Source organism: Pseudomonas palleroniana, assembly GCF_022836895.1.
GTDB classification, from domain to species: Bacteria; Pseudomonadota; Gammaproteobacteria; order Pseudomonadales; family Pseudomonadaceae; genus Aquipseudomonas; species Aquipseudomonas palleroniana.
The window spans coordinates 1,682,763-1,707,364 of record NZ_CP092411.1 but is presented as its reverse complement, the minus strand read 5'-3'; the positions used below and the strand labels follow the sequence as shown (position 1 = coordinate 1,707,364).

At 61.5% G+C, this 24,602-nt stretch carries 25 protein-coding genes and 2 pseudogenes; 11 read left to right on the top strand and 16 right to left on the bottom strand.

Annotated features, from left to right (window positions below):
* Positions 1 to 23: 23 nt before the first annotated feature.
* Positions 24 to 755 carry a thioredoxin fold domain-containing protein gene (locus MJP36_RS07745; RefSeq protein WP_060754271.1) on the bottom strand — a complete coding sequence of 244 codons (732 nt, stop codon included), beginning with the start codon at positions 753 to 755 and terminating at the stop codon, positions 24 to 26.
* 150 nt (positions 756 to 905) lie between these two features.
* Positions 906 to 1,802 carry a site-specific tyrosine recombinase XerD gene (xerD, locus tag MJP36_RS07740; RefSeq protein WP_090368769.1) on the bottom strand — a complete coding sequence of 299 codons (897 nt, stop codon included), beginning with the start codon at positions 1,800 to 1,802 and terminating at the stop codon, positions 906 to 908.
* Between the two features lie 107 nt (positions 1,803 to 1,909).
* On the opposite strand from xerD, the gene MJP36_RS07735 reads away from it, so the two are divergent.
* Complete coding sequence (locus MJP36_RS07735) at positions 1,910 to 3,718, top strand: cation:proton antiporter (RefSeq protein ID WP_244385139.1); 1,809 nt, start codon at positions 1,910 to 1,912, stop codon at positions 3,716 to 3,718.
* Between the two features lies 1 nt (position 3,719).
* On the opposite strand, the gene MJP36_RS07730 is transcribed toward MJP36_RS07735, so the two are convergent.
* The 6 genes from MJP36_RS07730 to ffh form a co-directional block, all read right to left on the bottom strand.
* Complete coding sequence (locus MJP36_RS07730) at positions 3,720 to 4,133, bottom strand: acyl-CoA thioesterase (RefSeq protein ID WP_003193963.1); 414 nt, start codon at positions 4,131 to 4,133, stop codon at positions 3,720 to 3,722.
* 81 nt (positions 4,134 to 4,214) lie between these two features.
* Positions 4,215 to 4,565 carry a 50S ribosomal protein L19 gene (gene rplS, locus MJP36_RS07725; RefSeq protein ID WP_003175895.1) on the bottom strand — a complete coding sequence of 117 codons (351 nt, stop codon included), beginning with the start codon at positions 4,563 to 4,565 and terminating at the stop codon, positions 4,215 to 4,217.
* A gap of 45 nt (positions 4,566 to 4,610) precedes the next feature.
* On the bottom strand, positions 4,611 to 5,384 hold the full coding sequence (gene trmD, locus MJP36_RS07720) for a tRNA (guanosine(37)-N1)-methyltransferase TrmD (protein ID WP_174554031.1): 774 nt from the start codon (positions 5,382 to 5,384) through the stop codon (positions 4,611 to 4,613).
* Positions 5,366 to 5,902, bottom strand: a complete 537-nt coding sequence (rimM, locus tag MJP36_RS07715) for a ribosome maturation factor RimM (RefSeq protein WP_060754274.1) — start codon at positions 5,900 to 5,902, stop codon at positions 5,366 to 5,368. The genes trmD and rimM overlap by 19 nt, the downstream gene beginning before the upstream one ends.
* A gap of 5 nt (positions 5,903 to 5,907) precedes the next feature.
* Positions 5,908 to 6,159, bottom strand: coding sequence for a 30S ribosomal protein S16 (rpsP, locus tag MJP36_RS07710; protein ID WP_025854836.1), 252 nt, complete (start codon positions 6,157 to 6,159; stop codon positions 5,908 to 5,910).
* 250 nt (positions 6,160 to 6,409) lie between these two features.
* Positions 6,410 to 7,786, bottom strand: a complete 1,377-nt coding sequence (gene ffh / locus MJP36_RS07705) for a signal recognition particle protein (protein ID WP_060754275.1) — start codon at positions 7,784 to 7,786, stop codon at positions 6,410 to 6,412.
* Between the two features lie 234 nt (positions 7,787 to 8,020).
* On the opposite strand from ffh, the gene MJP36_RS07700 reads away from it, so the two are divergent.
* The 3 genes from MJP36_RS07700 (at position 8,021) to MJP36_RS07690 (ending at position 11,616) form a co-directional block, all read left to right on the top strand.
* Entirely contained in the window at positions 8,021 to 8,833 is an 813-nt protein-coding gene (locus tag MJP36_RS07700) for a cytochrome C assembly family protein (protein ID WP_060754276.1), read from the top strand.
* 12 nt (positions 8,834 to 8,845) lie between these two features.
* On the top strand, positions 8,846 to 10,084 hold the full coding sequence (locus MJP36_RS07695) for a transporter associated domain-containing protein (protein WP_090368765.1): 1,239 nt from the start codon (positions 8,846 to 8,848) through the stop codon (positions 10,082 to 10,084).
* Positions 10,085 to 10,305: 221 nt separating this feature from the next.
* A complete protein-coding gene (locus MJP36_RS07690) occupies positions 10,306 to 11,616 on the top strand; it encodes an MFS transporter (protein WP_244385138.1) in 1,311 nt (436 codons plus the stop codon).
* A gap of 117 nt (positions 11,617 to 11,733) precedes the next feature.
* Here the strand turns inward: MJP36_RS07690 and purT (MJP36_RS07685) are convergent.
* From purT (MJP36_RS07685) to MJP36_RS07655, 7 genes and pseudogenes are all read right to left on the bottom strand, one after another.
* Positions 11,734 to 11,913 (bottom strand): annotated as a pseudogene (gene purT / locus MJP36_RS07685) (phosphoribosylglycinamide formyltransferase 2); the annotation flags it as partial.
* 120 nt (positions 11,914 to 12,033) lie between these two features.
* Positions 12,034 to 12,213 (bottom strand): annotated as a pseudogene (gene purT / locus MJP36_RS07680) (phosphoribosylglycinamide formyltransferase 2); the annotation flags it as partial.
* A 120-nt stretch (positions 12,214 to 12,333) separates the two neighbouring features.
* Complete coding sequence (gene purT / locus MJP36_RS07675) at positions 12,334 to 13,515, bottom strand: formate-dependent phosphoribosylglycinamide formyltransferase (RefSeq protein ID WP_019817237.1); 1,182 nt, start codon at positions 13,513 to 13,515, stop codon at positions 12,334 to 12,336.
* A gap of 70 nt (positions 13,516 to 13,585) precedes the next feature.
* A complete protein-coding gene (locus tag MJP36_RS07670; protein ID WP_090368762.1) occupies positions 13,586 to 14,053 on the bottom strand; it encodes a VUT family protein in 468 nt (155 codons plus the stop codon).
* 160 nt (positions 14,054 to 14,213) lie between these two features.
* A complete protein-coding gene (locus MJP36_RS07665; RefSeq protein WP_090368760.1) occupies positions 14,214 to 14,429 on the bottom strand; it encodes a DUF1289 domain-containing protein in 216 nt (71 codons plus the stop codon).
* Positions 14,426 to 14,950, bottom strand: coding sequence for a gamma carbonic anhydrase family protein (locus tag MJP36_RS07660; RefSeq protein WP_104994727.1), 525 nt, complete (start codon positions 14,948 to 14,950; stop codon positions 14,426 to 14,428). Before MJP36_RS07660 ends, MJP36_RS07665 begins: the two co-directional genes overlap by 4 nt.
* Before the next feature lie 36 nt (positions 14,951 to 14,986).
* Positions 14,987 to 15,589, bottom strand: coding sequence for a CoA pyrophosphatase (locus MJP36_RS07655; protein ID WP_060754282.1), 603 nt, complete (start codon positions 15,587 to 15,589; stop codon positions 14,987 to 14,989).
* Between the two features lie 146 nt (positions 15,590 to 15,735).
* Between MJP36_RS07655 and MJP36_RS07650 the strand changes: the two genes are divergently transcribed.
* From MJP36_RS07650 to nagE, 7 genes are all read left to right on the top strand, one after another.
* A complete protein-coding gene (locus MJP36_RS07650; RefSeq protein WP_060754283.1) occupies positions 15,736 to 16,284 on the top strand; it encodes an NUDIX hydrolase in 549 nt (182 codons plus the stop codon).
* 38 nt (positions 16,285 to 16,322) lie between these two features.
* Positions 16,323 to 16,826 (top strand): L,D-transpeptidase family protein, encoded by a 504-nt coding sequence (locus MJP36_RS07645; protein ID WP_060754284.1) that lies wholly within the window; start codon positions 16,323 to 16,325, stop codon positions 16,824 to 16,826.
* A gap of 263 nt (positions 16,827 to 17,089) precedes the next feature.
* Positions 17,090 to 17,848: a GntR family transcriptional regulator gene (locus MJP36_RS07640; protein ID WP_060754285.1), complete on the top strand. Its 759-nt coding sequence runs from the start codon at positions 17,090 to 17,092 to the stop codon at positions 17,846 to 17,848.
* Positions 17,849 to 17,858: 10 nt separating this feature from the next.
* A complete protein-coding gene (gene nagA / locus MJP36_RS07635) occupies positions 17,859 to 18,965 on the top strand; it encodes an N-acetylglucosamine-6-phosphate deacetylase (protein ID WP_060754286.1) in 1,107 nt (368 codons plus the stop codon).
* Positions 18,946 to 19,968, top strand: coding sequence for an SIS domain-containing protein (locus MJP36_RS07630; RefSeq protein WP_145977735.1), 1,023 nt, complete (start codon positions 18,946 to 18,948; stop codon positions 19,966 to 19,968). Before nagA ends, MJP36_RS07630 begins: the two co-directional genes overlap by 20 nt.
* Before the next feature lie 36 nt (positions 19,969 to 20,004).
* The gene (gene ptsP / locus MJP36_RS07625) at positions 20,005 to 22,515 is read left to right on the top strand and encodes a phosphoenolpyruvate--protein phosphotransferase (protein WP_244385137.1); all 2,511 of its coding nucleotides are present in this window, start codon (positions 20,005 to 20,007) and stop codon (positions 22,513 to 22,515) included.
* Between the two features lie 27 nt (positions 22,516 to 22,542).
* On the top strand, positions 22,543 to 24,249 hold the full coding sequence (gene nagE, locus MJP36_RS07620; protein WP_104994730.1) for an N-acetylglucosamine-specific PTS transporter subunit IIBC: 1,707 nt from the start codon (positions 22,543 to 22,545) through the stop codon (positions 24,247 to 24,249).
* A 60-nt stretch (positions 24,250 to 24,309) separates the two neighbouring features.
* On the opposite strand, the gene MJP36_RS07615 is transcribed toward nagE, so the two are convergent.
* Positions 24,310 to 24,594, bottom strand: a complete 285-nt coding sequence (locus tag MJP36_RS07615; protein WP_060754290.1) for a hypothetical protein — start codon at positions 24,592 to 24,594, stop codon at positions 24,310 to 24,312.
* Positions 24,595 to 24,602: the final 8 nt, after the last annotated feature.

Below are 24,602 nucleotides of genomic sequence, written 5' to 3'. Positions count from 1 at the left end.
GTCAAAGGTTCGACGACGCTGATTTACTTGGCGCTCAGAGCCAGTTTGGCAACTTGTGGTGCTGGCTGGTAGCCCGGAATTACCTGACCGTCAGCCAAAACGATGGCCGGTGTACCGTTCACGCCGATTGACTGGCCCAGTGCGAACTGCTTGGAAACCGGATTGGCACATTTGGCCGCCTTGATTTCCTTGCCATCGACCATCTTGTCCATGGCCGCCTTCTTGTCGGTCGAGCACCACACCGCCTGCAATTGCTCGTCACCCGGCGAGCCCAGGCCCTGGCGCGGGAACGCGACGTAGCGGACTTCCACGCCGAGCTTGTTCAGCGCAGGCACTTCGGCATGCAGCTTGTGGCAGTACGGGCAGGTGGTGTCGGTGAATACGGTGATGTGGGTCTTGGTCTCGCCAATGGCCGGGTAGACCACGGTTTCAGCCACCGGGATACCGTTGATCAGCTTGGACACACCCAGGCGCTCGGCTTTTTCGGTCAGGTTGACCGGCTTGCCGTCCTTGAGCTGGAACAGGTAGCCCTGGACGATGTACTGGCCATCGGCACTGGCATACAGCACACGGCTGCCCTTGAGCTTGACTTCATACAGGCCGGCCATGGGGCTGGCGCTGATGCTTTCGATCGGGGTGTCGAGTTGCAGGTTGGCCAGGCTTTTGCGGATGGTCTGCTCGGCGGCGTCATCGGCGAATGCGAAGGTGGAAACCAACGCAATGGCTGCGGCGGCAATAATCTGGGTCAAGCGCATGGGAACTCCTGAAGGCAGATGCAGGGACGGGTGCGGAGCACCGCTTGAAGACACCGGGCTATAAACACAGGCGCCGTCCCCCTTACTAACCGGCAAAGCCTACCACAGTTGGGCCGCAGGGCAGCCCGTAGCCGGATAAATTGGCGGTTTTCAGCCACGCGGGTGATGTTTGGCATGCATGTCCTGCAAACGCGCACGCGCGACGTGGGTGTAGATCTGGGTTGTGGATAAGTCGCTGTGGCCCAGCAACATTTGCACGACCCGCAAATCCGCCCCATGGTTGAGCAAATGGGTGGCAAAGGCGTGACGCAATGTATGGGGTGACAACGCTTTGCCAATCCCGGCCACTTTGGCCTGGTACTTGATGCGGTGCCAGAAGGTCTGGCGGGTCATCTGCTCGCCGCGCAGGCTGGGAAACAGTACATCACTGGGCCGCCCACCGAGCAGTTCGCTGCGGGCATCGCGCATATAGCGCTCGACCCACACGATCGCTTCCTCGCCCATCGGCACCAAGCGCTCCTTGCTCCCCTTGCCCATCACCCGCAATACCCCCTGGCGCAGATTGACCTGCTCCAGGGTCAGGCTGATCAGTTCAGTCACCCGCAGGCCGCAGGCATACAGCACTTCGAGCATGGCACGATCACGCTGGCCGATGGCCTCGCTGAGGTCGGGCGCGGCGAGCAAGGCATCCACATCGGCTTCCGACAAGGATTTGGGAAGAGGCCTACCGAGTTGCGGCATATCGACCTGCAGGGTCGGGTCGACAGCGATCAGCTTTTCCCGCAGCAAGTAGCGATAAAAACCACGCACACCAGAGAGAAATCGTGCAGTGGAACGCGGCTTGTAGTTTTGCTCCAGGCGCCAGGCCAGATGATCCAGGATCAACTCGCGACCGGCATTGATCAGTTCGAGATTTTTCTCCTGCAACCAGCCATTGAACAGGGCCAAATCGCTGCGGTAGGCCTGGCGGGTGTTGTCCGACAAGCCTTTCTCCAGCCATAAAGCGTCAAGGAAGCGGTCGATCAGCGGGTGGTCAATGGCAGGCATGGGCACTCAAGCGGCGCAGCACAGGGCTTTGCGCGAATTATTTAGTGAACTGTGACAAGGCCCACTAGTCTTTCATAGCCTGCTATTTCAAGGAACAGGGAGCTTCAATGAACGAACAACAGATCCTGCTGGCACTGGGCGGCATTGGCGTGGCCGCACTGGCCTGCCAATGGCTGGCATGGCGCCTGAAACTTCCAGCCATCCTGTTTCTGTTGTTGAGCGGCATCCTGGTGGGCCCGGTGCTGGGCTGGCTCAATCCTCAGGAAATGTTCGGCCCGCTGCTGATGCCCCTGGTATCCCTGGCCGTGGCGCTGATTCTGTTTGAAGGCAGCCTCACCCTGCACCTCTCGGAATGGAAGGAAATCGGCAGCGTCGTCCATCGCCTGGTCACGCTCGGCGCCCTGTCGACATGGGCGGTGATTACCGTTGCCACCCATTGGCTGCTGGGGTTCGACTGGCTGCTCGCCCTCTTGTTCGGCACCCTGACCCTGGTCACCGGGCCCACCGTGATTGTGCCCATGCTGCGGGTGGTGCGCCCCAAGGCGTCCATCGCCAATATCCTGCGCTGGGAGGGCATTGTCATTGACCCGATCGGCGCGCTGCTGGCCGTGGTGGTCTACAGCTTCATCATCGCCCGCGCATCGGGCGACGGCCTCAGCCACAGCCTGCTGACCTTCGGTGGGGTCATCCTGTGCGGCAGCCTGTTCGGCATTGCCGGCGGCTGGGTGCTGGGGCAGATCATGCGTCGGCAATGGCTGCCCGAATACCTGCACAACCTGGCCACCCTGGCGGGGGTATTGGGGATATTCATCGCCGCCAACCTGGTGATGCATGAGTCCGGCCTGCTGGCGGTGACCCTCATGGGCATGTGGATGGCCAATATGAAGGGCGTGGATGTGCGGCACATCCTGCACTTCAAGGAAAACCTCAGCGTGCTGCTGATCTCCGGGCTATTCATTCTGCTGGCAGCGCGCCTGGACCTGAATGCCTTGATCGCCTTGGGGCCGCTGGTGCTGATTCTGTTGCTGGTCATTCAATTTATCGCACGCCCCTTGAACGTCGCGCTTTCAACCTGGGGTTCCGGGCTGAATTGGCGCGAGCGTGCGCTGCTGTCATGGATCGCCCCACGCGGGATCGTGGCCGCAGCGGTTTCAGCGATCTTCGCCATTCGCCTGGATGAGGCGGGCCATGAAGGCGCATTACTCCTGGTTCCACTGACGTTCGCCGTGATCATCGGCACCGTGGTCCTGCAAAGCGCCACGGCACGCCCGCTGGCCCGTCTGCTGAAAGTCGCCGAGCCTGCGCCCAGCGGTTTTCTGATCGTCGGTGCGAATGGCCCGGCGCGCATCCTGGGCAAGGCCCTGCAGCAACTGGGCAGCCGCGTGTTGCTGACCGACTCAAGCTGGGAAAACATCCGCGCCAGCCGCATGGAAGGACTGCCCACTTACTTCGGCAATCCTGCTTCACAACACGCCGAATCGCATCTGGATCTGGTTGGGCTGGGCCACCTGTTGGCACTCTCCCCCTCCGGCGAGCTGAATACCCTGGCCGCCATGCGTTTTCGCCACGACTTCGGCCATCGCCTGTTCGCCTTGGCCAGCAGCCAGGAAAGCCGCCGCACCGATAAACACAAGGCCAGCCACGAGCACCGCGGGCACTTGCTGGGCAGTCAACCCTTGAGCTATACCAAACTCGCCAGCCTGTTGGGCCAGGGCGCCGAGCTATACAGCACGCATCTCACGGAGGGGTTTGGGCTGGAGCAGTACCAGGCACTGCATGGTGATCGCGCGACACTGCTGTTTGCCCGCGATACCAGCGGCTGGGTGCACGTCATCACCCCGGACAGCAGCTTGAAGCCCACCGCCGGCTGGACCTTGCTGGCAGTGATCCAACCGCAAACCTGCGCAGCCGGATAAATCAGTCAACAAACCCAGGCAACACCGGCACCGGGCGTTTGTCGGCATCGATCGCCACAAAGCTGAATACGCCCTGGATCGCCTTCTCGCGGCCATCGGCGCTCATGCTCTCGACGAAGACTTCCACTTCGACCTTGAGACTGGTATTGCCCACTTTGATCACGCGGCCGATCAACTCGACGATGGAACCGGCCGGTATCGCATGGTTGAAGTCAATCCGATCAGTGGAAACCGTCACCAACGGCAGGCGGCAAAAACGCGTGGCGGTGATGAACGACACTTCGTCCATCCAGGCCAAGGCAGTGCCGCCGAACAAGGTGTTGTGGTGATTGGTGGTCGGCGGGAACACCGCCTTGGTGACGTGAGTAACGGACAGGTCGGTGCGGCGCTGGATTTCTTCGAGGCGGGTGGTCATGGACAATACCGGCAAATAGACAAATTTCAGGCACAAAAAAGCAGCCCGTAGGCTGCTTTTTTCTGCATCGGGAAGCTGGACTTAAGCCAGTTTTTCCTTGATGCGAGCTGCTTTACCGGACAGGTCACGCAGGTAGTACAGCTTGGCTTTACGTACGTCACCGCGACGCTTGACGGCCATGCTGTCGATTTGCGGGCTGTAGGTCTGGAAAGTACGCTCTACGCCAACACCGTTGGAGATTTTACGAACAGTGAAAGCACTGTTCACACCACGGTTACGCTTGGCGATTACCACGCCTTCGAACGCTTGCAGACGCGAACGGTCGCCTTCCTTCACTTTCACCTGAACGACAATGGTGTCGCCCGGGGCAAAGGTAGGGATCTCTTTGGTCATCTGCTCTGCTTCGAGTGCAAGGATGATTTTGTTAGTCATGCTGTGCTCCTAAGGTAAGTCAATGGACCTACCATCGATACGTTGTTAACTATCGTCCCGCGCGAGGATGTATTCCTCGAGCAGCTTCTTCTCTTCTCCAGAAAGCGAGCGGCTTTCCAGAAGATCGGCGCGTCGTTCATAGGTCCGACCAAGGGACTGCTGTAAACGCCAACGCCGGATGTGTGCGTGATTGCCACTTAGCAATACGTCGGGAACACGCTGATCCGCATACACCTCCGGTCGGGTGTAGTGCGGGCAATCCAGCAAACCATCCGTGAAGGAATCTTCCTCCGCAGAGTCCACATGCCCTAAAGCTCCAGGCAGCAGTCGTGTAACCGCATCTATCAGGACCATCGCCGGCAGCTCGCCGCCAGACAGGACATAGTCCCCAATCGACCACTCTTCATCGACATGAGCTTCAATAAACCGCTCGTCAATGCCTTCATAGCGACCGGCAATCAGGATCAATGCTTCCTCATTCGCCAGTTCGCGTACCGCAGCCTGTTTCAGCTGACGGCCTTGAGGGGACAGGTAAATTACCTTCGCCTTCTCCCCGGCTGCTGCCTTGGCCTGAACCAACGCGTCTTCCAGGGGCTTGATCTTCATCACCATGCCCGGGCCACCGCCAAATGGGCGATCGTCCACAGTGTGATGTCGATCCGTCGTGTAGTCTCGCGGGTTCCAACAGGTAAGCTGCAACAGCCCCTGTTTCACCGCCCGACTGGTGATGCCGTACTCGCTGATGGCAGAAAACATCTCGGGAAACAAACTGATCACTTCAATGCGCAAATTAGCCACGCTTAGAAGTCCGCGTCCCATTCCACCTTCATCTCGCCTGCGACCAGGTCGACGGCCAACACGCATTGCTCCGTATAGGGCAACAGACGTTCGCGATCATCCAGGCTGCCAGCGCAAGGCTTGACCACCATTACATCATTGGCGCCGGTTTCCAGAAGATGATCGATTTTCCCGAGCAGTTGCCCAAGTTGATCAATAACCTTCAGACCTTCCAGCTGGTACCAGTAGTACTCGCCGTCGGTCAATTCAGGGAACAGGTTGCGCGGCACGCAGATCTCATAACCGGCCAGAAGACGAGCTTCTTCACGATCATCAAGACCCTTGAGCTTTGCGACCAGGAACTTATCGCTCCCGCGTCCACTGACCAGCTCGACCTGTTTCACACTCCCTTCGCGCTTGAGCGTCCAGGTTTTGTACTGCAACAGGTTTTCAGTCGGATCAGTAAAGGAATACACCTTCACTTCGCCGCGAACGCCATGAACAGAATAAATCTTGCCGATAACGATCAAATCATCAGCAACAGCTGGCGTCGCGCTCATATTGCTCAGGCCGCGGCCTTAGCCGAGTCCTTCAACAGCTGAGCAACACGCTCAGATGGTTGTGCACCAACGCTCAGCCAGTAGGCTACGCGCTCTTGGTTCACGGACAGACGAACTTCTTGACCACGAGCGATCGGGTTGAAGAAGCCAACTTGTTCCTTGTGAGAGCCGTCACGTGGGTTGCGGCTGTCAGTTACGGTCAAGTGGTAAAACGGGCGCTTTTTGGAGCCGCCAAGGGCAAGACGGATTGTTAGCATGTGAACATCGTTCCTGTAGTCGGTGCTGCAAATCTAAATGCACAGCGGGCATAGGTGCCCGAAAGGCCGCATATTCTAAGGAATATCCGGACTTTTGCAAATGTCTTTTTCTGGCGCCTATCGGCGTGCCATTCAGATCTGCTATAGGGCCGTCGGTTAAAACGGCGAGTCAGCCCCCGCCAACGGCGGGTTTGCTGGAGATCCCACATCCTTGTGGGGCGGAGCAGGAGCACGCTCCCGCTCGAAACTTTTACATTTTTGGCATGCCGCCGCCGGGCAACATACCGCCCATGCCGCGCATCATCTTGGCCATGCCGCCTTTGGCGGAGAACTTCTTCATCATCTTCTGCATCTGCTTGTGCTGCTTGATCAAGCGACCGATGTCCTGCACCTGGGTGCCGGAACCCATGGCGATCCGGCGCTTGCGCGAACCGCTGATCAGCTCAGGGTCGCGGCGCTCGGCCGGGGTCATGGAGTTGATGATGGCTTCCATCTGCTTGAACTGCTTCTCTGCCGCACCCTGGGCATTGCCCATCTGCGCCAGGTTCACACCGCCGATGTTCGGCAGCTTGTCCATCAGGCCGCCAAGGCCGCCCATGTTCTTCATCTGTTGCAGTTGGTCGCGGAAGTCTTCGAGATCGAAGCCCTTGCCCTTCTTCAGCTTCTTGGCCAGCTTGTCGGCCTTGTCCTTGTCGAGGGTGGCTTCGGCCTGTTCGATCAGGCTGAGTACGTCGCCCATGCCGAGGATGCGCGAAGCAATACGCTCAGGGTGGAACGGCTCGAGCGCTTCGCTCTTTTCGCCCATACCGATGAACTTGATCGGCTTGCCGGTAATGGCACGCACCGACAACGCGGCACCGCCACGGGCATCACCATCGACCTTGGTCAGGATCACACCGGTCAGCGGCAGCGCGTCACCGAAGGCCTTGGCCGTGTTGGCCGCATCCTGGCCGGTCATGGCGTCGACCACGAACAGGGTCTCGACCGGGTTGATCGCGGCATGCAGCGCCTTGATCTCGCCCATCATCTCTTCGTCGACGTGCAGGCGACCGGCGGTATCGACGATGACCACGTCGATGAATTTGAGTTTTGCTTCTTTAATAGCAGCGTTAGCAATGTCGACCGGCTTCTGGCTCAGGTCGGACGGGAAGAAGGTCACGCCCACTTCGCCCGCCAGCATTTCCAACTGCTTGATTGCCGCCGGACGGTATACGTCGGCCGACACCACCATGACCGACTTCTTCTTGCGCTCTTTAAGGAAGCGCGCCAGCTTGCCGGCGGTGGTGGTCTTGCCCGCACCTTGCAGACCGGCCATCAGCACAACGGCCGGAGGCACGGCGCTGAGGTTCAGATCTTCGTTGGCCGCGCCCATCAGGCTTTCGAGTTCAGCCTGGACGATCTTCACAAAAGCCTGGCCCGGCGTCAGGCTGCGCGACACTTCGGTGCCGACCGCGCGCTCCTTGACCGAGTTGACGAAGTCCTTGACCACAGGCAAGGCCACGTCGGCTTCCAGCAACGCCATGCGTACTTCACGCAAGGTGTCTTTAATATTGTCCTCGGTCAGCTTGGCCTTGCCGGTAACGTGGCGCAGCGTCTGCGAGAGACGGTCAGTCAAGTTTTCAAACATGCGCGATCCTTTCAGGCCCTATTCATCGAAGTGCAATGGTAGACCGAGGTAATGGCAGCCCAGGCTGTGATAAATCGCTATTAAAAACAGCGCTCGGCGAGCCTGCGGCGTGGGCAGATCGCGGATTATAGCGAAGACTGCGCCCATGCACACCCGCTGTCTGGCCCGGGAGTCTTTCGTGGAACGCGGGGGTATGCCAAACTCAACGCCTTTCGGGCTTGTCTATCAGGATTTATGCTCCCTTTGTCACCCAGCTTGCTACCCAGCCTCGCCGCCGCCATCTTGTACGCCGCTGCGACCCTCTATCAGGGCACTCGTCTGGCCCAAGGCACTAAAGCGGACAAACGTCTGCTCGTCGGCCTTGGCGTCCTGGCCCTGCTGGCCCATGCCACGAGCCTGTTCATCCACCTGATGACACCGGTCGGCCTGGGCCTGGACTTTTTCAGCGCCGCCAGCCTGATCGCCGCCGCCGTCATCGCGCTGACCCTGCTGGCGTGCTACCGCATTCCCGTCGAGAACCTGCTGGTCCTGTTATTCCCGCTGGGAACATTGACGGTACTGCTGGCGCACTTCACGCCGACCGGCACCGTGCAGGTCATTGATGAAGGGCCCGGCATCCTGACTCACATCCTGTTGTCGGTCCTGGCCTACGGCATGTTCACCATTGCGGTGTTCCAGGCTCTGCTCCTGCTGTTGCAGGACCACCAGCTGAAAAACAAACATCCGTCCGGGCTGATCAAGAACTTCCCACCGCTGCAAACCATGGAAAGCCTGTTGTTCGGCTTCCTGTGGGCCGGCTGGACGCTGCTGTCGCTGTCACTGATCTCCGGCTGGCTGTTCGTCGAAAACCTGTTCGCCCAGCACCTGGTGCACAAAACCCTGCTGGCGTGCCTGGCCTGGGTGGTGTTCAGCGTGCTGCTGTGGGGGCGCAACCGCCTTGGCTGGCGCGGGCACAAGGCGATCCGCTGGACCCTGGCCGGGTTCTGCCTGCTGATGCTGGCCTATTTCGGCAGCAAGCTGGTTCGCGAATACATCCTGCATATCTGACGGGCAGCAAAAATGGACAACTTGCCCCTGGGGCCGATGCTCGCGGTAATCGCCCTGCTGATTTTATGGGCGGCGCTGTTTACCGCCATCGAAGCCGCACAACAGCACCTGCTGGCCCTGCGCCCCGGTACACGCCAGGGCGACAAGGCCGCCGCCCGCCTGAGCTTCCCGCGTAACAGCCTGATCCTGTGCAACAGCCTGTGCCGCGCTGGCGTGGTGATTCTCTGCACCTTGCTGGCCATCTACGCCTGGGCGCAGAACGGCCCCTGGCTCGGCTGGCTGATTGCCTGCGCGCTGTTGCTGATACTCGCCGACTACCTGCCCCGCGCCCTGGCCACCCGCCACCCGCAGGCCGTATTGGGGTTTGGCAATGCGCTGCTGGGCATCCCCCTGAAAATCCTCTACCCCCTGGCCTGGCTGCTCAATGGCATCAGCCTGTTGCTGCTGCGCCCGTTCGCGCGTAAATCCGGCGTGGTAAAAAACAGCGACCAGCCGTTGCCCGAGCATGACGATGAGCCGCAACCAGACTCGGACGAAGGCCGAACGCCTGGCTTGCCGGGTATCCACGCGCTGGACAACATCACGGTCAACGACATCCTGGTGCCTCGCAGCGAGGTGGACGGGATCAACCTGGACGACTCGACCGAAGAGATCATCGAACAACTGCGCACCTCCCAGCACACCCGCCTGCCGGTGTTCCACAGCGACATCAACCAGGTCGAAGCCGTGCTCAACACGCGGCAGATCCAGCACTTGTTGCCCGATGCCAGCCTGACCAAGGAAGCGTTGCTCGCCGCCTGCCATGAGCCTTACTTCGTACCGGAAAGCACGCCCCTGCAGCTGCAACTGCTGAACTTCCACAAACAGCAACGCCGCCTGGGCATGGTGGTGGACGAATACGGCGAAGTGCTGGGCATCGTCACCCTGGAAGATATCCTCGAAGAAATCGTCGGCGAATTCGAAAGCGAGCAAAGTTCGGACAACCCGCATATCGAAGCCCAGACAGACGGCCGCTACATCATCGACGGCGCCGCCTCGATCCGCGAGCTGAACAAGAGCCTGGGCTGGCACCTGCCCAGCGACGGCCCCAAGACCCTCAACGGTCTGGTGACCGAAGCGCTGGAGACCATTCCCGACTGCGCGGTGTGCCTGAAAATCGGCCGTTATCGCCTGGAAATCCTCGAGACCGAGGACAACCGAGTCAGCAAAGTGCTGATCTGGCACACCAGCCGGGTGCCGGTCGCCGCCTGACCCTCTTGTTGGAACTGCAACCCCCTTCCTATAATCGGGCGGCTTATCCAAGCCCCGCCCGACCGCGTGCTACCCGCACTGAGCGCGTCCAGGCACCGCACCATCCTGTCTGACCGGTGTTTGCTCCCATCCCGAGCCACTCCGCGCACTGCCCTGAACCCTGGGTGTTCGACCAATAAAAATCCGCGTCCAAACGCGCAATGACTGTCAGGGATACTGCCATGAGCACCACCTACAACGAGGCCGCGAGCGCCGCCCCGAGCAACTCGACCGCACGGGTCGCCACGGCGAGCATCGTCGGCACTGCCATCGAATTCTACGATTTCTACATCTATGCCACCGCTGCGGCGCTGGTGATCGGCCCGGTGTTCTTCCCACAGACCTCCGGCACCGCACAGATGCTGGCGTCGTTCCTGACCTTCGGTATCGCTTTTATCGCCCGCCCGCTGGGTTCGGCGCTGTTTGGCCACTTTGGCGACCGCATCGGCCGCAAATCCACGCTGGTCGCGTCCTTGTTGCTGATGGGGGTGTGTACCACGCTGATTGGCTTGCTGCCCGGCTATGACAGCATCGGAGCGTGGGCGCCGATCCTGTTGTGCGTGCTGCGTTTCGGCCAGGGCCTTGGCCTTGGCGGGGAATGGGGTGGCGCAGCGTTGCTGGCCACCGAGAACGCGCCGAAAGGCAAACGCGCCTGGTTCGGCATGTTTCCGCAACTGGGGCCTTCGATTGGGTTCCTGGCCGCCAACGGCTTATTCCTGATTTTGGCCATGAGCCTGAGCGACGAGCAATTTCGCAGTTGGGGCTGGCGCATCCCGTTCATCCTCAGCGCCGCGTTGGTGATGGTCGGCCTGTATGCACGCTTGAAGCTGCACGAAACCCCGGTGTTCGCCAACTCCGTGGCCAAAGAGGCCCCGGTGAAAGTGCCGTTGGTGGAGTTGTTCAGCAAGCATTGGGCGCCAGTACTGCTGGGGGCCGCGTCGATGGTGGTGTGTTATGCCCTGTTCTATATCACCACCGCATTTTCCCTGAGCTATGGCGTGTCGACACTGGGCTACAGCCGCGAGACATTCCTCGCCCTGTTGTGCTTTGCCGTGCTGTTCATGGGGTTGGCGACGCCACTGGCGGCCCTGGCCAGTGACCGCTATGGGCGCAAGCCGGTACTGATTGCCGGGGCGATCCTGGCGATTTTGTCGGGTTTCACCATGGAGCCGCTGCTGACCCATGGCTCAACCTGGGCCGTGGCGCTGTTCCTGGCGCTGGAGCTGTTCCTGATGGGCGTGACCTTCGCCCCCATGGGCGCACTGTTGCCGGAATTGTTTCCGACCCGCGTGCGTTATACCGGCGCTTCGGCGGCGTATAACCTGGGTGGGATTGTCGGCGCGTCGGCCGCCCCCTTCTTCGCGACCAAGCTGGTGGCGATGGGCGGGCTGAGTTATGTCGGCGGGTATGTCTCGGCGGCGGCGCTGCTCAGCTTGATTGCGGTGCTGTGCCTGAAAGAGACGCGGGATAATGATTTGAACAAGGTCGCCTGATGATCGTTCCCACGCTCCGCGTGGGAATGCAGACCGGGACGCTCTGCGTCCCAAAGCGTGACGCAGAGCGTCACAAGAGGCATTCCCACGCAGAGCGTGGGAACGATCTGTACGTGATTACAGCTCTACAACGACAGCCTGGGAAGCACGGGTCGCTTTAGCCCGTGCCGCTTCAATCGACTCATCCCGCGCCAACGCCACACCCATGCGGCGCTGACCATTCACTTCTGGCTTGCCAAACAGTCGCAACGCCGTGTCCGGCTCGCTCAGCGCGGCGCCCAGGTTGGCGAATGCGGCCGATGATCGTTCCCACGCTCCGCGTGGGAATGCAGACCGGGACGCTCCGCGTCCCAAAGCGTGACGCAGAGCGTCACAAAAGGCATTCCCACGCAGAGCGTGGGAACGATCTGTACGCGATTACAGCTCTACAACGACAGCCTGGGAAGCACGGGTCGCCTTGGCCCGTGCCGCCTCAATCGACTCATCCCGCGCCAACGCCACACCCATGCGGCGCTGACCATTCACTTCTGGCTTGCCAAACAGTCGCAACGCCGTGTCCGGCTCGCTCAGTGCGGCGCCCAGGTTGGCGAATGCGGTCGATGATCGTTCCCACGCTCCGCGTGGGAATGCAGACCGGGACGCTCCGCGTCCCAAAGCGTGACGCAGAGCGTCACAAAAGGCATTCCCACGCAGAGCGTGGGAACGATCTGTACGCGATTACAGCTCTACAACGACAGCCTGGGAAGCACGGGTCGCCTTGGCCCGAGCGGCCTCGATCGACTCATCCCGCGCCAACGCCACACCCATGCGGCGCTGACCATTCACTTCTGGCTTGCCAAACAGTCGCAACGCCGTGTCCGGCTCGCTCAGTGCGGCGCCCAGGTTGGCGAATGCGGTCTGGGTCGACTGCCCTTCCACCAGGATGACCGCCGAAGCCGAAGGCCCGAACTGACGGATCAACGGGATCGGCAGGCCCAGAATGGCGCGCGCGTGCAGGGCGAACTGCGACAGGTCCTGGGAGATCAGGGTCACCAGGCCAGTGTCATGGGGGCGTGGCGACACTTCGCTGAACCACACCTGATCACCCTTGATGAACAACTCCACGCCAAACAGGCCACGCCCACCCAGCGCCTCGGTGACCGCCTTGGCGACACGCTCGGACTCCGCCAGGGCAATCGGGCTCATCGCTTGCGGCTGCCAGGATTCCTGGTAATCGCCCTTCTCCTGGCGATGGCCAACCGGCGCGCAGAAGGTCGTGCCGCCGATGTGGCGCACGGTCAGCAAGGTGATTTCGTAGTCGAAGTCGATAAAACCCTCGATGATCACGCGGCCTTTGCCGGCGCGCCCGCCCTCTTGCGCGTAGTCCCAGGCTTTCTGCACGTCGTCAGTGCTGCGCAGCAGGCTCTGGCCCTTGCCCGACGAACTCATTACCGGCTTGACCACGCAGGGGAAGCCCAGGTCCTGGACGGCCTTGCTGTAGTCTTCGAAGGTATCGGCGAAGTGGTACGGCGAGGTCGGCAGGTCCAGCTCTTCGGCGGCCAGGCGACGGATGCCTTCGCGGTTCATGGTCAGCGAGGTGGCACGCGCGGTCGGGATCACAGTGAAGCCTTCGGCCTCCAGTTCCACCAGGGTGGCGGTGGCGATGGCTTCGATTTCCGGCACGATGAAGTGCGGTTTCTCGGCCTCGATCACTGCGCGCAGGGCCGCGCCGTCGAGCATGTTGATCACATGGCTGCGATGGGCGACCTGCATGGCCGGCGCGTTGGCGTAGCGATCCACGGCAATCACTTCAACGCCCAGGCGTTGCAGCTCGATCACCACTTCCTTGCCCAGCTCACCGCAGCCACACAGCAAAACGCGGGTCGCGGTTGGCGACAATGGAGTTCCGATTCGGGTCATCTCAGGTCCTCAGGGGAGCGGATCATGGGGGAGAAAGGCCGGCATTTTACATGAACTGTAAAAATTGGCCTCAGTTGGCGACGGCACGCTTGCGCAGGCGCCACGCCATGACCAGCCACACCACCGTGACCCCGGCAAATTTCGACACCAATGCCGTCCCCACCACCGCCGGTGTGAGCGCACCAATCAGGCCGAAGAAAATAAAGGTATCGAGCGGAATGCTCAGCGCCGAACTTATCCACAGGCGATCGTGGAGGGGGCGCTTGGTGATGGTGAACACCAGCCAGTCAATACACTCGGACACCGCGAACGCCGTGGCACTGGCCAGGGCAATCGCCGGGTCGGACGTCACATATGACAGCACCAGCGCCGCCAGCATGGCGACGATCGCGCCATGGCCAAAGCGCGTCTGCACCATGTCGCGCAGGATAAACACCAGGCCACCCCAGGCGGACCAGATGACATCCAGGTGCGGGGCGGTGGAAAAGGCGAAATTGATCAGCACGACGCTGCTGATGTAGGCGATCAGGAAAAGCATGGGAAGGGACCTGTGGGTAATGCCACACAGGGTACACAAATAAAGACATATCGTCTGGGAGTGCCTCTTCGCGAGCAAGCCCGCTCCCACAGTTGACTGTGTTCACCCTGCAGGAACGCGGTCAAAATGTGGGAGCGGGCTTGCTCGCGAAAGCGATCTATCAGGCGCCGGATTTGCCGGGCATCATCCACACCAACCCACTCGCTTTCGCCCGCTCATGGCACAGCCCGAGTACCACCCGCCGCTCGGCATTGTCCATGCGGCTCCAGCGGGTGATTTCATCCACGGTGCGCTGGCAACCGGTGCAAATGTCATCATCATCCAGCGCACAAATGCTCACGCACGGTGAGGCGACGGGGCGTTCAACGGGGTTCATTCTGCCTGCTCGACCAGGTCACGCGCATAGCGTTGCGCGTTATGCACATAGTGCGCGGCACTGGCTTCGAGCATGCGTTTCTGCGCCTCGGTCAGCTCACGCACCACCTTGCCCGGCGAGCCCATCACCAGCGAGCCGTCGGGAATCTCCTTGCCTTCGCCAATCAGCGAGTTGGCCCCGATGATGCAATGCTTGCCGATCCTGGCGCCATTGAGGATCACCGCGTTAATGCCGATCAGGCTGTAGTCGTCGACGGTGCAGCCATGCAGCATGGCGTTGTGGCCAATGGTCACGCCGGTGCCCAGGGTCAGCGGGTAGCCCATGTCGGTGTGCATCACACTGCCGTCCTGCACATTGCTGTTCTTGCCGATCAGGATCAGTTCGTTGTCGCCACGCAATACCGCGTTGAACCACACGTTCGCGCCCTCCTCCAGCTTGACCTTGCCCACCAGCGTGGCATTGGGCGCCACCCAGCTGTGGGGATGGGTCTCGACGCGGGCTTCGCCCAGGCGGTATTTCATGGTGTGTCCTCACGGCGTTGCCACTCAAGCGGTGGCTCAGGTGTTGATGAAACTCTTGGGGGGTTGGTGCAGGCTGATCTGGGCGTCGTCGTACAGCAGGTTGATCAGTTCGACAATCATGATCGCCGTCAGGCCCCAGATCTTGTATTCGCCAAACCGGTAACTGGGCACGTACCAACTGCGTCCCTGGTAATCGATTCGGTGGGTGTGTTCGCGCGGGTCCTGGCGGAAAAACTCCAGGGGCACGCTGAAGACTGCGGCGATCTCGGCATCGTTGGCCAGGTATTCGACGTAATCCGGGATCACCCCGACGTAGGGCGTGACCCGAATGCCATGCAGGGAAATCAATGGACTCAACGGCCCGATCACCTCCACCAGACCGGGTGGCAGGCCGATTTCTTCTTCGGCTTCGCGCAACGCGGTAAAAATCAGGTCGGGGTCTTCCGGATCGCGGCGCCCACCGGGAAAAGCCACTTCACCGCCGTGGGTCGACAGGCCGCTGGCGCGCAAGGTCAGGATCAGCTCCGGTTCGTCACTGCGGGTAATCGGCACCAGCACGGCGGCCTCGGGGAAACGCCCGTCAGTCTCAAGCGTGTGGGGAGTGTGATTGCTTACCCGGCGAAGTAGCTCGTCCAGCATGAGTCATCTCGGTCTGTTGGCTACCTTGCATCATGCACCAAAGCGGGCAGGCACCCAACCCCAAAACCCGGTGCATGTCGCGAAACGACAACTTGCAGGGCCCTGCCCGCCAAGCCAAGATAGGCCCACTCTCCAGGAACCCCAGCATGAACTTCTGCAGCCAGTGCGGTAAACCGGTCACCCAGCGCATTCCCGAAGGCGACAGCCGCCTGCGCTATGTATGCGACCACTGCTCGACCATTCACTACCAGAACCCCAATATCGTCGCCGGCACGGTGCCGGTGTGGGGCGACAAAGTGCTGCTGTGCCGCCGCGCCATCGAGCCGCGCCTGGGCTACTGGACGCTGCCCGCAGGCTTCATGGAGAACGGCGAGACCGTGGAGCAGGCGGCCATGCGTGAAACCCTCGAGGAAGCCTGCGCTCGCGTACGCAACCTGTGCATCTATACCCTGATCGATGTGCCGCACATCAGCCAGGTGCATATCTTCTACCGCGCCGAACTGCTCGACCTGGATTTTGCCGCAGGCCCCGAAAGCCTTGAAGTGAAGCTGTTCGATGAAGCCGAGATCCCTTGGTCAGAGCTGGCTTTCCGCACGGTCGGGCGTACCTTAGAATGCTTCTTCGCTGACCGCCGCCAACACGTATTCCCGGTGCGCAGCGAGTCGGTGCCGCCCATGAAGCCACCGGCCAAATAACACTCAAGGCGGCATCGTCCACAATGGAAACCGTTTCAATGCGTTGGTTGCTCGCTGTTATCTGCCTGTCATTCGCTACGTTGTCTTCGGCCTCCACGGTGGAAATCATCGGCGGCAAGCCGGTCGAAAAAATCCTGGTGCTCAAGTCTGCCCGTCAGTTGCAGTTGATCAACGACGGCAAGCCTCTCAAGACCTACCGCATTTCCCTGGGCCGCAACCCCAAGGGTGCCAAGCTGATCGAGGGCGACCGCCGCACGCCGGAGGGCCTCTACTGGATCGACTGGCGCAAGACCAGCGACAAGTTCAACCTGTCGATGCACATTTCCTACCCCAACATCAGCGACGCCGCCCGCGCCCGCCGTGAAGGGGTGAAACCGGGCAGCATGATCATGATCCACGGCACTCCCGACAGCGAGGACTACCCGGAGCAGTTGTTCCACACGCTGGACTGGACCGACGGTTGTATCGGCATGCGCAACGTGGACATGCGCGAAGTCTGGAACCTGGTCAAAGATGGCACCCTGATCGAGATTCGTCCGTAATCTCGCACCATTCGTAAAATAATTCGAAAAAAATCCTGCCCCCCTACAGCGCCTGCCGGTGAATACCAGTTCACCGCGCCGCGCTGCGCCGTTCTGCACGCGGCAAAGACCTCTCTAATACCACTTCATACAAAGCCCCATTACATGGCCTTAAAACCGTGGTTTGCACTGTTTTTGGCGCATTGACATGGTATTTAAGTGGTATTAATTTCCGGCCAATACCGGGCGACAACACTCCAATAACCGCATCGGACACCTGAAAGATGAATGCCATCCAGACCCTGCGCCCCGACGACAAACAATCCACGCCGCTGTACCTGCAACTGGCGCGTAACCTGGAAGCGGCGATCCATGCCGGCCAGTGGAAATCCGAGCAGGCGTTGCCATCGGAACGCGTCCTCAGCGAGCAATTGGGCCTCTCACGGGTCACCGCCCGCAAAGCGCTGGAGGTGCTGCTGGCCCAGGGCCTGATCCGCCGTAGCCAGGGCTCCGGCACCTTTATTACCCCGCGCCTGGAACAGCCGCTGTCACGCCTGTCGGGCTTCAGCGAAATGTTAAGGCTCAAGGGCTTTGTGCCCAGCTCCCAATGGCTGGAACGCGAAATCACCCCGCCGACCCACGAAGAGCTGATCCGCCTGGGCCTGTCGCCCACCGACAAAGTGGCGCGCCTCAAGCGTTTGCGCAAAGCCGATGACACCGTAATGGCAATTGAAATGACCGCGATGCCCGCCTCGGTGCTGCCGCAACCGCAGGCCATCGGCAATTCGCTGTACGAATACCTCGAAGGCATCGGCAAACCCATCGTGCGTGCTCTGCAACATATCCAGGCGATCAACGCATCGGACGAGTTCGCCAGGCTGGTGGGCATTGCCCCCGGCACCGCCATGCTGCTGATGACTCGGGTCGGCTACACCGCCGATAACACGCCGATTGAAATCACCGACACCTACTGCCGCAACGACTACTACGACTTCGTAGCCGAGCTGCGCAGGTATGACTTCGCCGCCGAGTTGCGGCCTTAGAGAACTGCCCATGTCCGAAGACAATATCCTCACGCCCGGCGGCTGGATTCGCGGCCGCCTGGTGCACGCACACGGCAAGGTGATCGCCGTCGAAGGCACGCCGTGCGACCCGGCGCAAAACGATTTGCCGTACCTGCTACCAGGTTTTATCGACCTGCACGTACACGGCGGTGGCGGCGCTGACATCATGGAAGGCAGCGACGCCTTCGAGACCATCACCCGCACCCACGTGCGATTTGGGACGACATCGCTGCTGGCCACCACCATGACTGCGCCGGTAGACGAAATCTCTCGCGTGCTGGGCCAGCTCGGCACGTTCTGTGAGCAGCGCCCGACAGGCGCCGCCCGAGTGCTTGGCGTACACCTGGAAGGCCCCTACATCAATCCAGGAAAACTCGGCGCCCAACCCAATTTCGCCCACACCGCGCTGATGGCCGAAGTGGAAGCCTACCTGCGCCTGGCGCCGATCCGCGTGATCACCATCGCCCCGGAAATCGCCGGGCATGACGCGCTGATCCGCGCCCTCAGCGAGCGCGGCGTACGCATGCAGATCGGCCACACCCTGGGCAGCTACGAAGAAGGCGTCGCCGCCCTCGCCGCCGGGGCCACCAGCTTCACCCATTTGTACAACGCCATGAGCCCGCTGCATCACCGCGAGCCGGGCATCGTCGGTGCGGCGCTGGCCCACGCCAAGTACGCCGAATTGATCCCGGACCTGCTGCATGTCCACCCCGGCGCCATGCACGTGGCGCTGCGCGCGATCCCCTGCCTGTACTGCGTCACCGACTCCACCGCCGCCGCCGGCATGCCCGATGGCGAATACAAGCTGGGCAGCCACACCGTGACCAAATGCCTGGGCGGTGTGCGCCTGCCCGACGGCACCCTCGCCGGCAGCACCCTGACCATGGATCAGGCACTGCGCAACCTGGTGAAAATCGGCCTGCCGATCAGCGAAGCCTCACAACGCCTGTCGCAGTTTCCCGCGGACTACCTGGGCCTGGAAGAACGCGGTCGCCTGCAACCCGGCAGTTTTGCCGACTGCGTGCGCCTGGACCGCTCCCTGCATCTGACCGACGTAATGGTCGAAGGAGAAACCATTGACTTCAAAAATGCTTGAAGAGGCCCTGGCCTCATGTGACGCCGTCGCGGCACAACTGCAGCGCCTGGATCCGCTGCTGGAAGAAGTCGCCGGCCGCCTGCGCCGCCAGCCGCCGCAAGTGGCGATGACTATCGCCCGCGGCAGCTCGGACCACGCCGCCAGTTACTTTGCCTACCTGGCCATGCAGCACGTGGGTATCCCGGTGGCGTCGTTGCCGATGTCGGTGGTGACCTTGTTGCAGGCGCCATTGAAGGTCAGCGGCCAGGTGGCGTTCGGTTTTTCCCAGTCGGGGCAAAGCCCGGACCTGGTCAACAGCCTGCGCCTGTTGCGCAAACGCGGCGCCCTGAGCATCTCGCTGGTCAACGCCGAGGGCTCGCCACTGGAGGCCGCCTGCGAATTCCACGTGCCGCTGTGCGCGGGGCCGGAACAAAGCGTTGCCGCGACTAAAAGCTTTATCGCCACCTTGAGCGCCAGCGCGCTGCTGATCGGCCACTGGAACCAGGAAGAGGCTTTGCTGCAAGCCTGCCGCGCCTTGCCGGACGAGCTGCGTACCGCCGCCCAGCAGGATTGGAGCCTGGCGATAGATGCCCTGCGCGACTGCCGGCAACTGATGGTGATCGGCCGTGGTGCCGGGTTTGCCATCGCCCAGGAAGCTGCGCTCAAGCTCAAGGAAACCTCGGCGATCCAGGCCGAAGCCTTCAGCAGCGCCGAAGTGCGCCACGGGCCGATGGCGTTGATCGACAAGAACTACCCCTTGCTGGTGTTTGCCCCCCGCGGCGCCGAACAGGCCGGCCTGCTGAGCCTGGCCGCCGATATGCGCCAGCGTGGCGCCCGCGTGTTGCTGGCCGCGCCGGATGATATCGGCGAACGCGACCTGACCCTGAGTCGCGCCGAACACCCGAGCCTGGACCCGATCCTGGCGATCCAGAGCTTTTACGTGATGGCCGCCGGCCTGGCGGTGGCACGGGGCATGGACCCGGACCAACCGCGTCACCTGAGCAAAGTTACCCGCACCCACTGAGTGGTGTGCACCGTTTTCCTGATGAGTACCGTGTCCATGTCCAACAACAATAATGCATTGACCCTAAGCGCCCCCTTAAGCGGACCGGTGCTGAGCCTGGGCAACGTTCCCGACGAAGTGTTCGCCAGCCACGCCATGGGCGATGGGATTGCCATCGACCCGCTGAATGATCGCCTGCACGCGCCGTGTGACGGGGTGATCATCCATGTGGCCCGCACCGGGCATGCACTGACGATCCGTGCCGAGAACGGCGCCGAAATCTTGATGCATGTGGGCATCGACACGGTAGAACTCAATGGCGAAGGCTTTGCGCTGTTGGTTGAGAACGGCGCACGGGTGAAACTGGGCCAGGCGCTGGTGCAGTTTGATCTGGACCGCATCGCGCGCCAGTGCAAAAGCCTGGTCAGCCTGATCATTCTGACCAATGGCGAGCGTTTTGAACTACGCGCGCTCGCAGGGCAAACCGTTGAGGTCGGCCAGCCGTTGCTGCAGATCACTGCGCGCTCGACGTCAGCGCTTGAAACGGCTGTGGATAACTGCGCCTTGGAGGCCAGCGCCAGCGTACGCATTACCCACCGTGGCGGTTTGCATGCCCGCCCTGCAGCGTTGATCCGCAAGACCGCACAGGGTTTCAGCAGCACCGCCCATCTGCGCTTCGGCGAGAAATACGCCGCGTGTGACAGCCTGATCGGTTTGCTGGGGCTGGGCATCGGCGAAGGCGATGAGGTGCAGGTGACCTGTCGTGGCAAGGATGCCGAGGCGGCTGTGCAAGCGTTGGTCGCCGCCCTGTCCGCCAGCATTAAAGAGGAGCACCACGCGCCAGCCGTCGCCGCGCCGCGCCGCGCCAACACCGAAGCCGGTGTACTGCAAGGCGTGTGCGCCGCGCCGGGGCTGGTCTGCGGGCCGTTGTTCCGCCTGGCCGGCATCGAACTGCCGCACGATAGCGGCAATCACATCGTCGATGAACAACTGCGCCGGCTGGACACTGCGCTGGAGCAGGTACGCGGTGAAATCCGCAGTACGCTGGACCACGCCCGCCAGCGCAAGAGCATCGAAGAAGAAGACATCTTCGCCGCCCACCTCGCCCTGCTCGAAGACCCGGCCCTGCTGGAAGCCGCCACTGCCGCCATCGAACAGGGCAGCGCCGCCACCCACGCCTGGCGCGACGCAATCCAGGCGCAATGTGCCGTACTGCTGGCCCTGGGCAAGCCGCTGTTTGCCGAGCGCGCCAACGACCTGCGCGATTTGCAGCAACGTGTGCTGCGTGCGCTGCTGGGCGAAGCCTGGCATTTCGAACTGCCCGCCGGCGCGATTGTCAGCGCCCATGAGCTGACGCCATCCGACCTGCTGCAACTGACTGCGCAGAACGCCGCCGGCATTTGCATGGCTGAAGGCGGCGCCACCTCCCACGTCGCCATTCTGGCCCGTGGCAAGGGGCTGCCGTGTGTGGTCGCGCTGGGCAGTGAAGTCCTCGACGTGCCGCAAGGCCAACGCGTCGTGCTCGACGCCGCCAACGGCCGCCTGGAACTGGCGCCCAGCGAAGCGCGCCACGCCGAAGTGCACCAGATTCGCGACGCACAAAAACGCCGCCGCCAGCAACAACAGGCACAGGCCCGGGAACCGGCATGCACCACCGATGGCGTACGCATTGAAATTGCCGCCAATGTCGCCTCCAGCGCCGAGGCCCAGGTGGCGTTTGAAAACGGCGCCGACGGCGTCGGCCTGCTGCGCACCGAGTTCCTCTTCGTTGACCGCCGCACCGCGCCGGATGAGCAGGAACAACGCCAAGCCTATCAAGCCGTGCTCGACGCGATGGGCGATAAGTCCGTGATTATCCGCACCATCGATGTGGGCGGCGACAAGCAGCTCGACTATTTACCGCTGCCTGTGGAAGCCAACCCGGTGCTGGGCCTGCGCGGCATCCGCATGGCGCAGGCGCGCCCCGAATTGCTCGACCAGCAATTGCGCGCCTTGCTGCAAGTCAACCCGTTGGGACGCTGCCGCATCCTGTTGCCGATGGTCAGCGAAGTCGACGAACTGCTGCAGATTCGCCAGCGCCTCGATGAGTTATGCACAACGTTGGAACTGACCACGCGTCCGGAACTGGGGGTGATGATCGAAGTGCCGGCCGCTGCGCTGATGGCCGAACAACTGGCCGAGCACGCGGACTTCCTGTCCATCGGCACCAACGACCTGTCCCAATACACCCTGGCCATGGACCGCGACCACGCCGGCCTCGCCGCCCGGGTCGACGCCTTGCACCCGGCCCTGCTGCGATTGATCGCCCAGACCTGTGCCGGCGCGGCCCGGCATGGGCGTTGGGTGGGTGTGTGTGGCGCCCTCGCTTCCGACCCGCTGGCCACGCCGGTATTGGTCGGCCTGGGGGTCAGCGAGCTGTCGGTGAGCCCGCTGCAGATTGGCGAAATCAAGGACCGCGTCCGGCACCTGGACGCAGCGCAATGCCGGCAACTGAGCCAGGGCCTGCTTGACCTGAGCAGCGCCAGGGTGGTTCGCCAAGCCTGTCAACACCACTGGCCGCTGAGCTGACAACAACAAGAAAAAAGGAGACACGCCATGTACCAACACTTTATCGAAGGTCTGCAACGCCTGGGCCGCGCCCTGATGCTGCCGATTGCGATCTTGCCGATCGCCGGCCTCTTGCTGCGCCTGGGCGACACCGATCTTTTGAATATCGCGGTGATGCACGACGCCGGCCAGGCGATCTTCGCCAACCTGGCGCTGATCTTCGCCATCGGCATCGCGGTAGGCTTTGCCCGTGACAACAACGGCACCGCGGGCCTGGCCGGCGCGATTGGTTACCTGGTGATGATCTCCACCCTCAAGGTGATGGACACCAGCATCAACATGGGCATGCTCGCCGGGATCGCCAGCGGCTTGATGGCCGGCGGGCTGTACAACCGCTTCAAGGACATCAAGCTGCCGGAGTACCTCGCGTTCTTCGGTGGACGACGGTTCGTACCGATTGTGACCGGGTTCAGTGCGGTCGGGCTGGGCGTGATCTTTGGCTTGATCTGGCCGCCCATCCAGCATGGCATCAACAGTTTTGGCGTGCTGCTGATGGAAAGCGGCAGCCTCGGCGCGTTTGTGTTCGGCGTGTTCAACCGCCTGCTGATCGTCACCGGCCTGCACCACATCCTCAACAATATGGCGTGGTTTGTGTTCGGCAGCTTTACCGACCCGGCCACCGGTGCGGTCGTGACCGGCGACCTTACCCGCTATTTCGCCGGCGACCCCAAAGGTGGCCAGTTCATGACCGGCATGTTCCCGGTGATGCTGTTCGGCCTGCCTGCCGCCTGCCTGGCGATGTACCGCAATGCACTGCCGGAGCGCCGTAAAGTCATGGGCGGGATTTTCCTGTCGATGGCACTGACCTCGTTCTTGACCGGGGTGACCGAGCCGATTGAATTCGCGTTCATGTTCCTGGCGCCGTTCCTGTACCTGATCCATGCGGTGCTGACCGGCCTGTCGATGGCGGTCACCAATCTGCTGAATATCCACCTCGGGTTTACCTTCTCCGGTGGGTTTATCGACATGGTACTGGGCTGGGGCAAGTCCACCAACGGCTGGTTGGTGTTCCCGGTGGGCCTGGCCTACGCGCTGATCTATTACAGCGTGTTCAATTACTGCATTCGTCGGTTCAACCTGAAGACGCCAGGGCGTGAAGATATCCAGGTGGCGCAGGCAGAGGTCATGAGCGACAACCAACGTGCTACGGCTTACATCCAGGCCTTGGGCGGTGCAGAGAACCTGCTGAGCGTCGGCGCCTGCACCACGCGCCTGCGGTTGGACATGGTGGATCGCAACAAGGCGGTGGATGCGCAACTCAAAGCGCTGGGCGCCATGGCTGTCGTGCGGCCGGGCAACGGTGGGAGTTTGCAGGTGGTGGTCGGGCCGATGGCCGACAGCATCGCCGATGAGATTCGCCTGGCCATGCCGTCGTTTGTGCCCAATACGCCGGTGAGCGTTGTGCCTGTGGATAAACCGATGACGGTGAATGTGCAGGAAGCCGAGAAATGGTTGAATGCGCTGGGTGGTCGGGCCAATGTGCGGCAGTTGGAAACGGTGGCGATGACGCGGTTGCGGGTGGAGTTGGGGGATGATTCAGTGTTATCGGAAACGGACCTGACTGCGCTGGGTTGCCAAGGCGTGAGCCAACTCGATAGCGGTATCTGGCACTTGCTGATTGGTGACAAAGCTTCAGGATTGGGTGAGGCACTGGAACGCTTGGTCAGTGGCCGTGTAGTCAACGCAAGAGCTTAGCTTCTCAGGCGACAGCTGATCATTCCCACCCACACGGGTAGGAATGATCAGTGGTCGTGGCTACGTTACTGTCACCACCCATGGCGCCGAATGATGTGTATCACCTCGCGTCGAAGCCACGAAATTGTAAGTCATTGCCTTCAGGTTAGAGACTTCGAGAGAAAAATCACCATTCACAGGTTCCTTGGAAATCACTAGAACGGGCCCGCCAACGCCATCAGTGATCTTGATGTATTGATTGGCCACCGTTGACTCTCCGACAATTCTGAGCGTTCTAGCAGGCGTCGTGCCGGGGTTCGGGATGGCTGTTCCCCCATCGGCGACTCTGATGATAGAAACTGACATGTCACTTC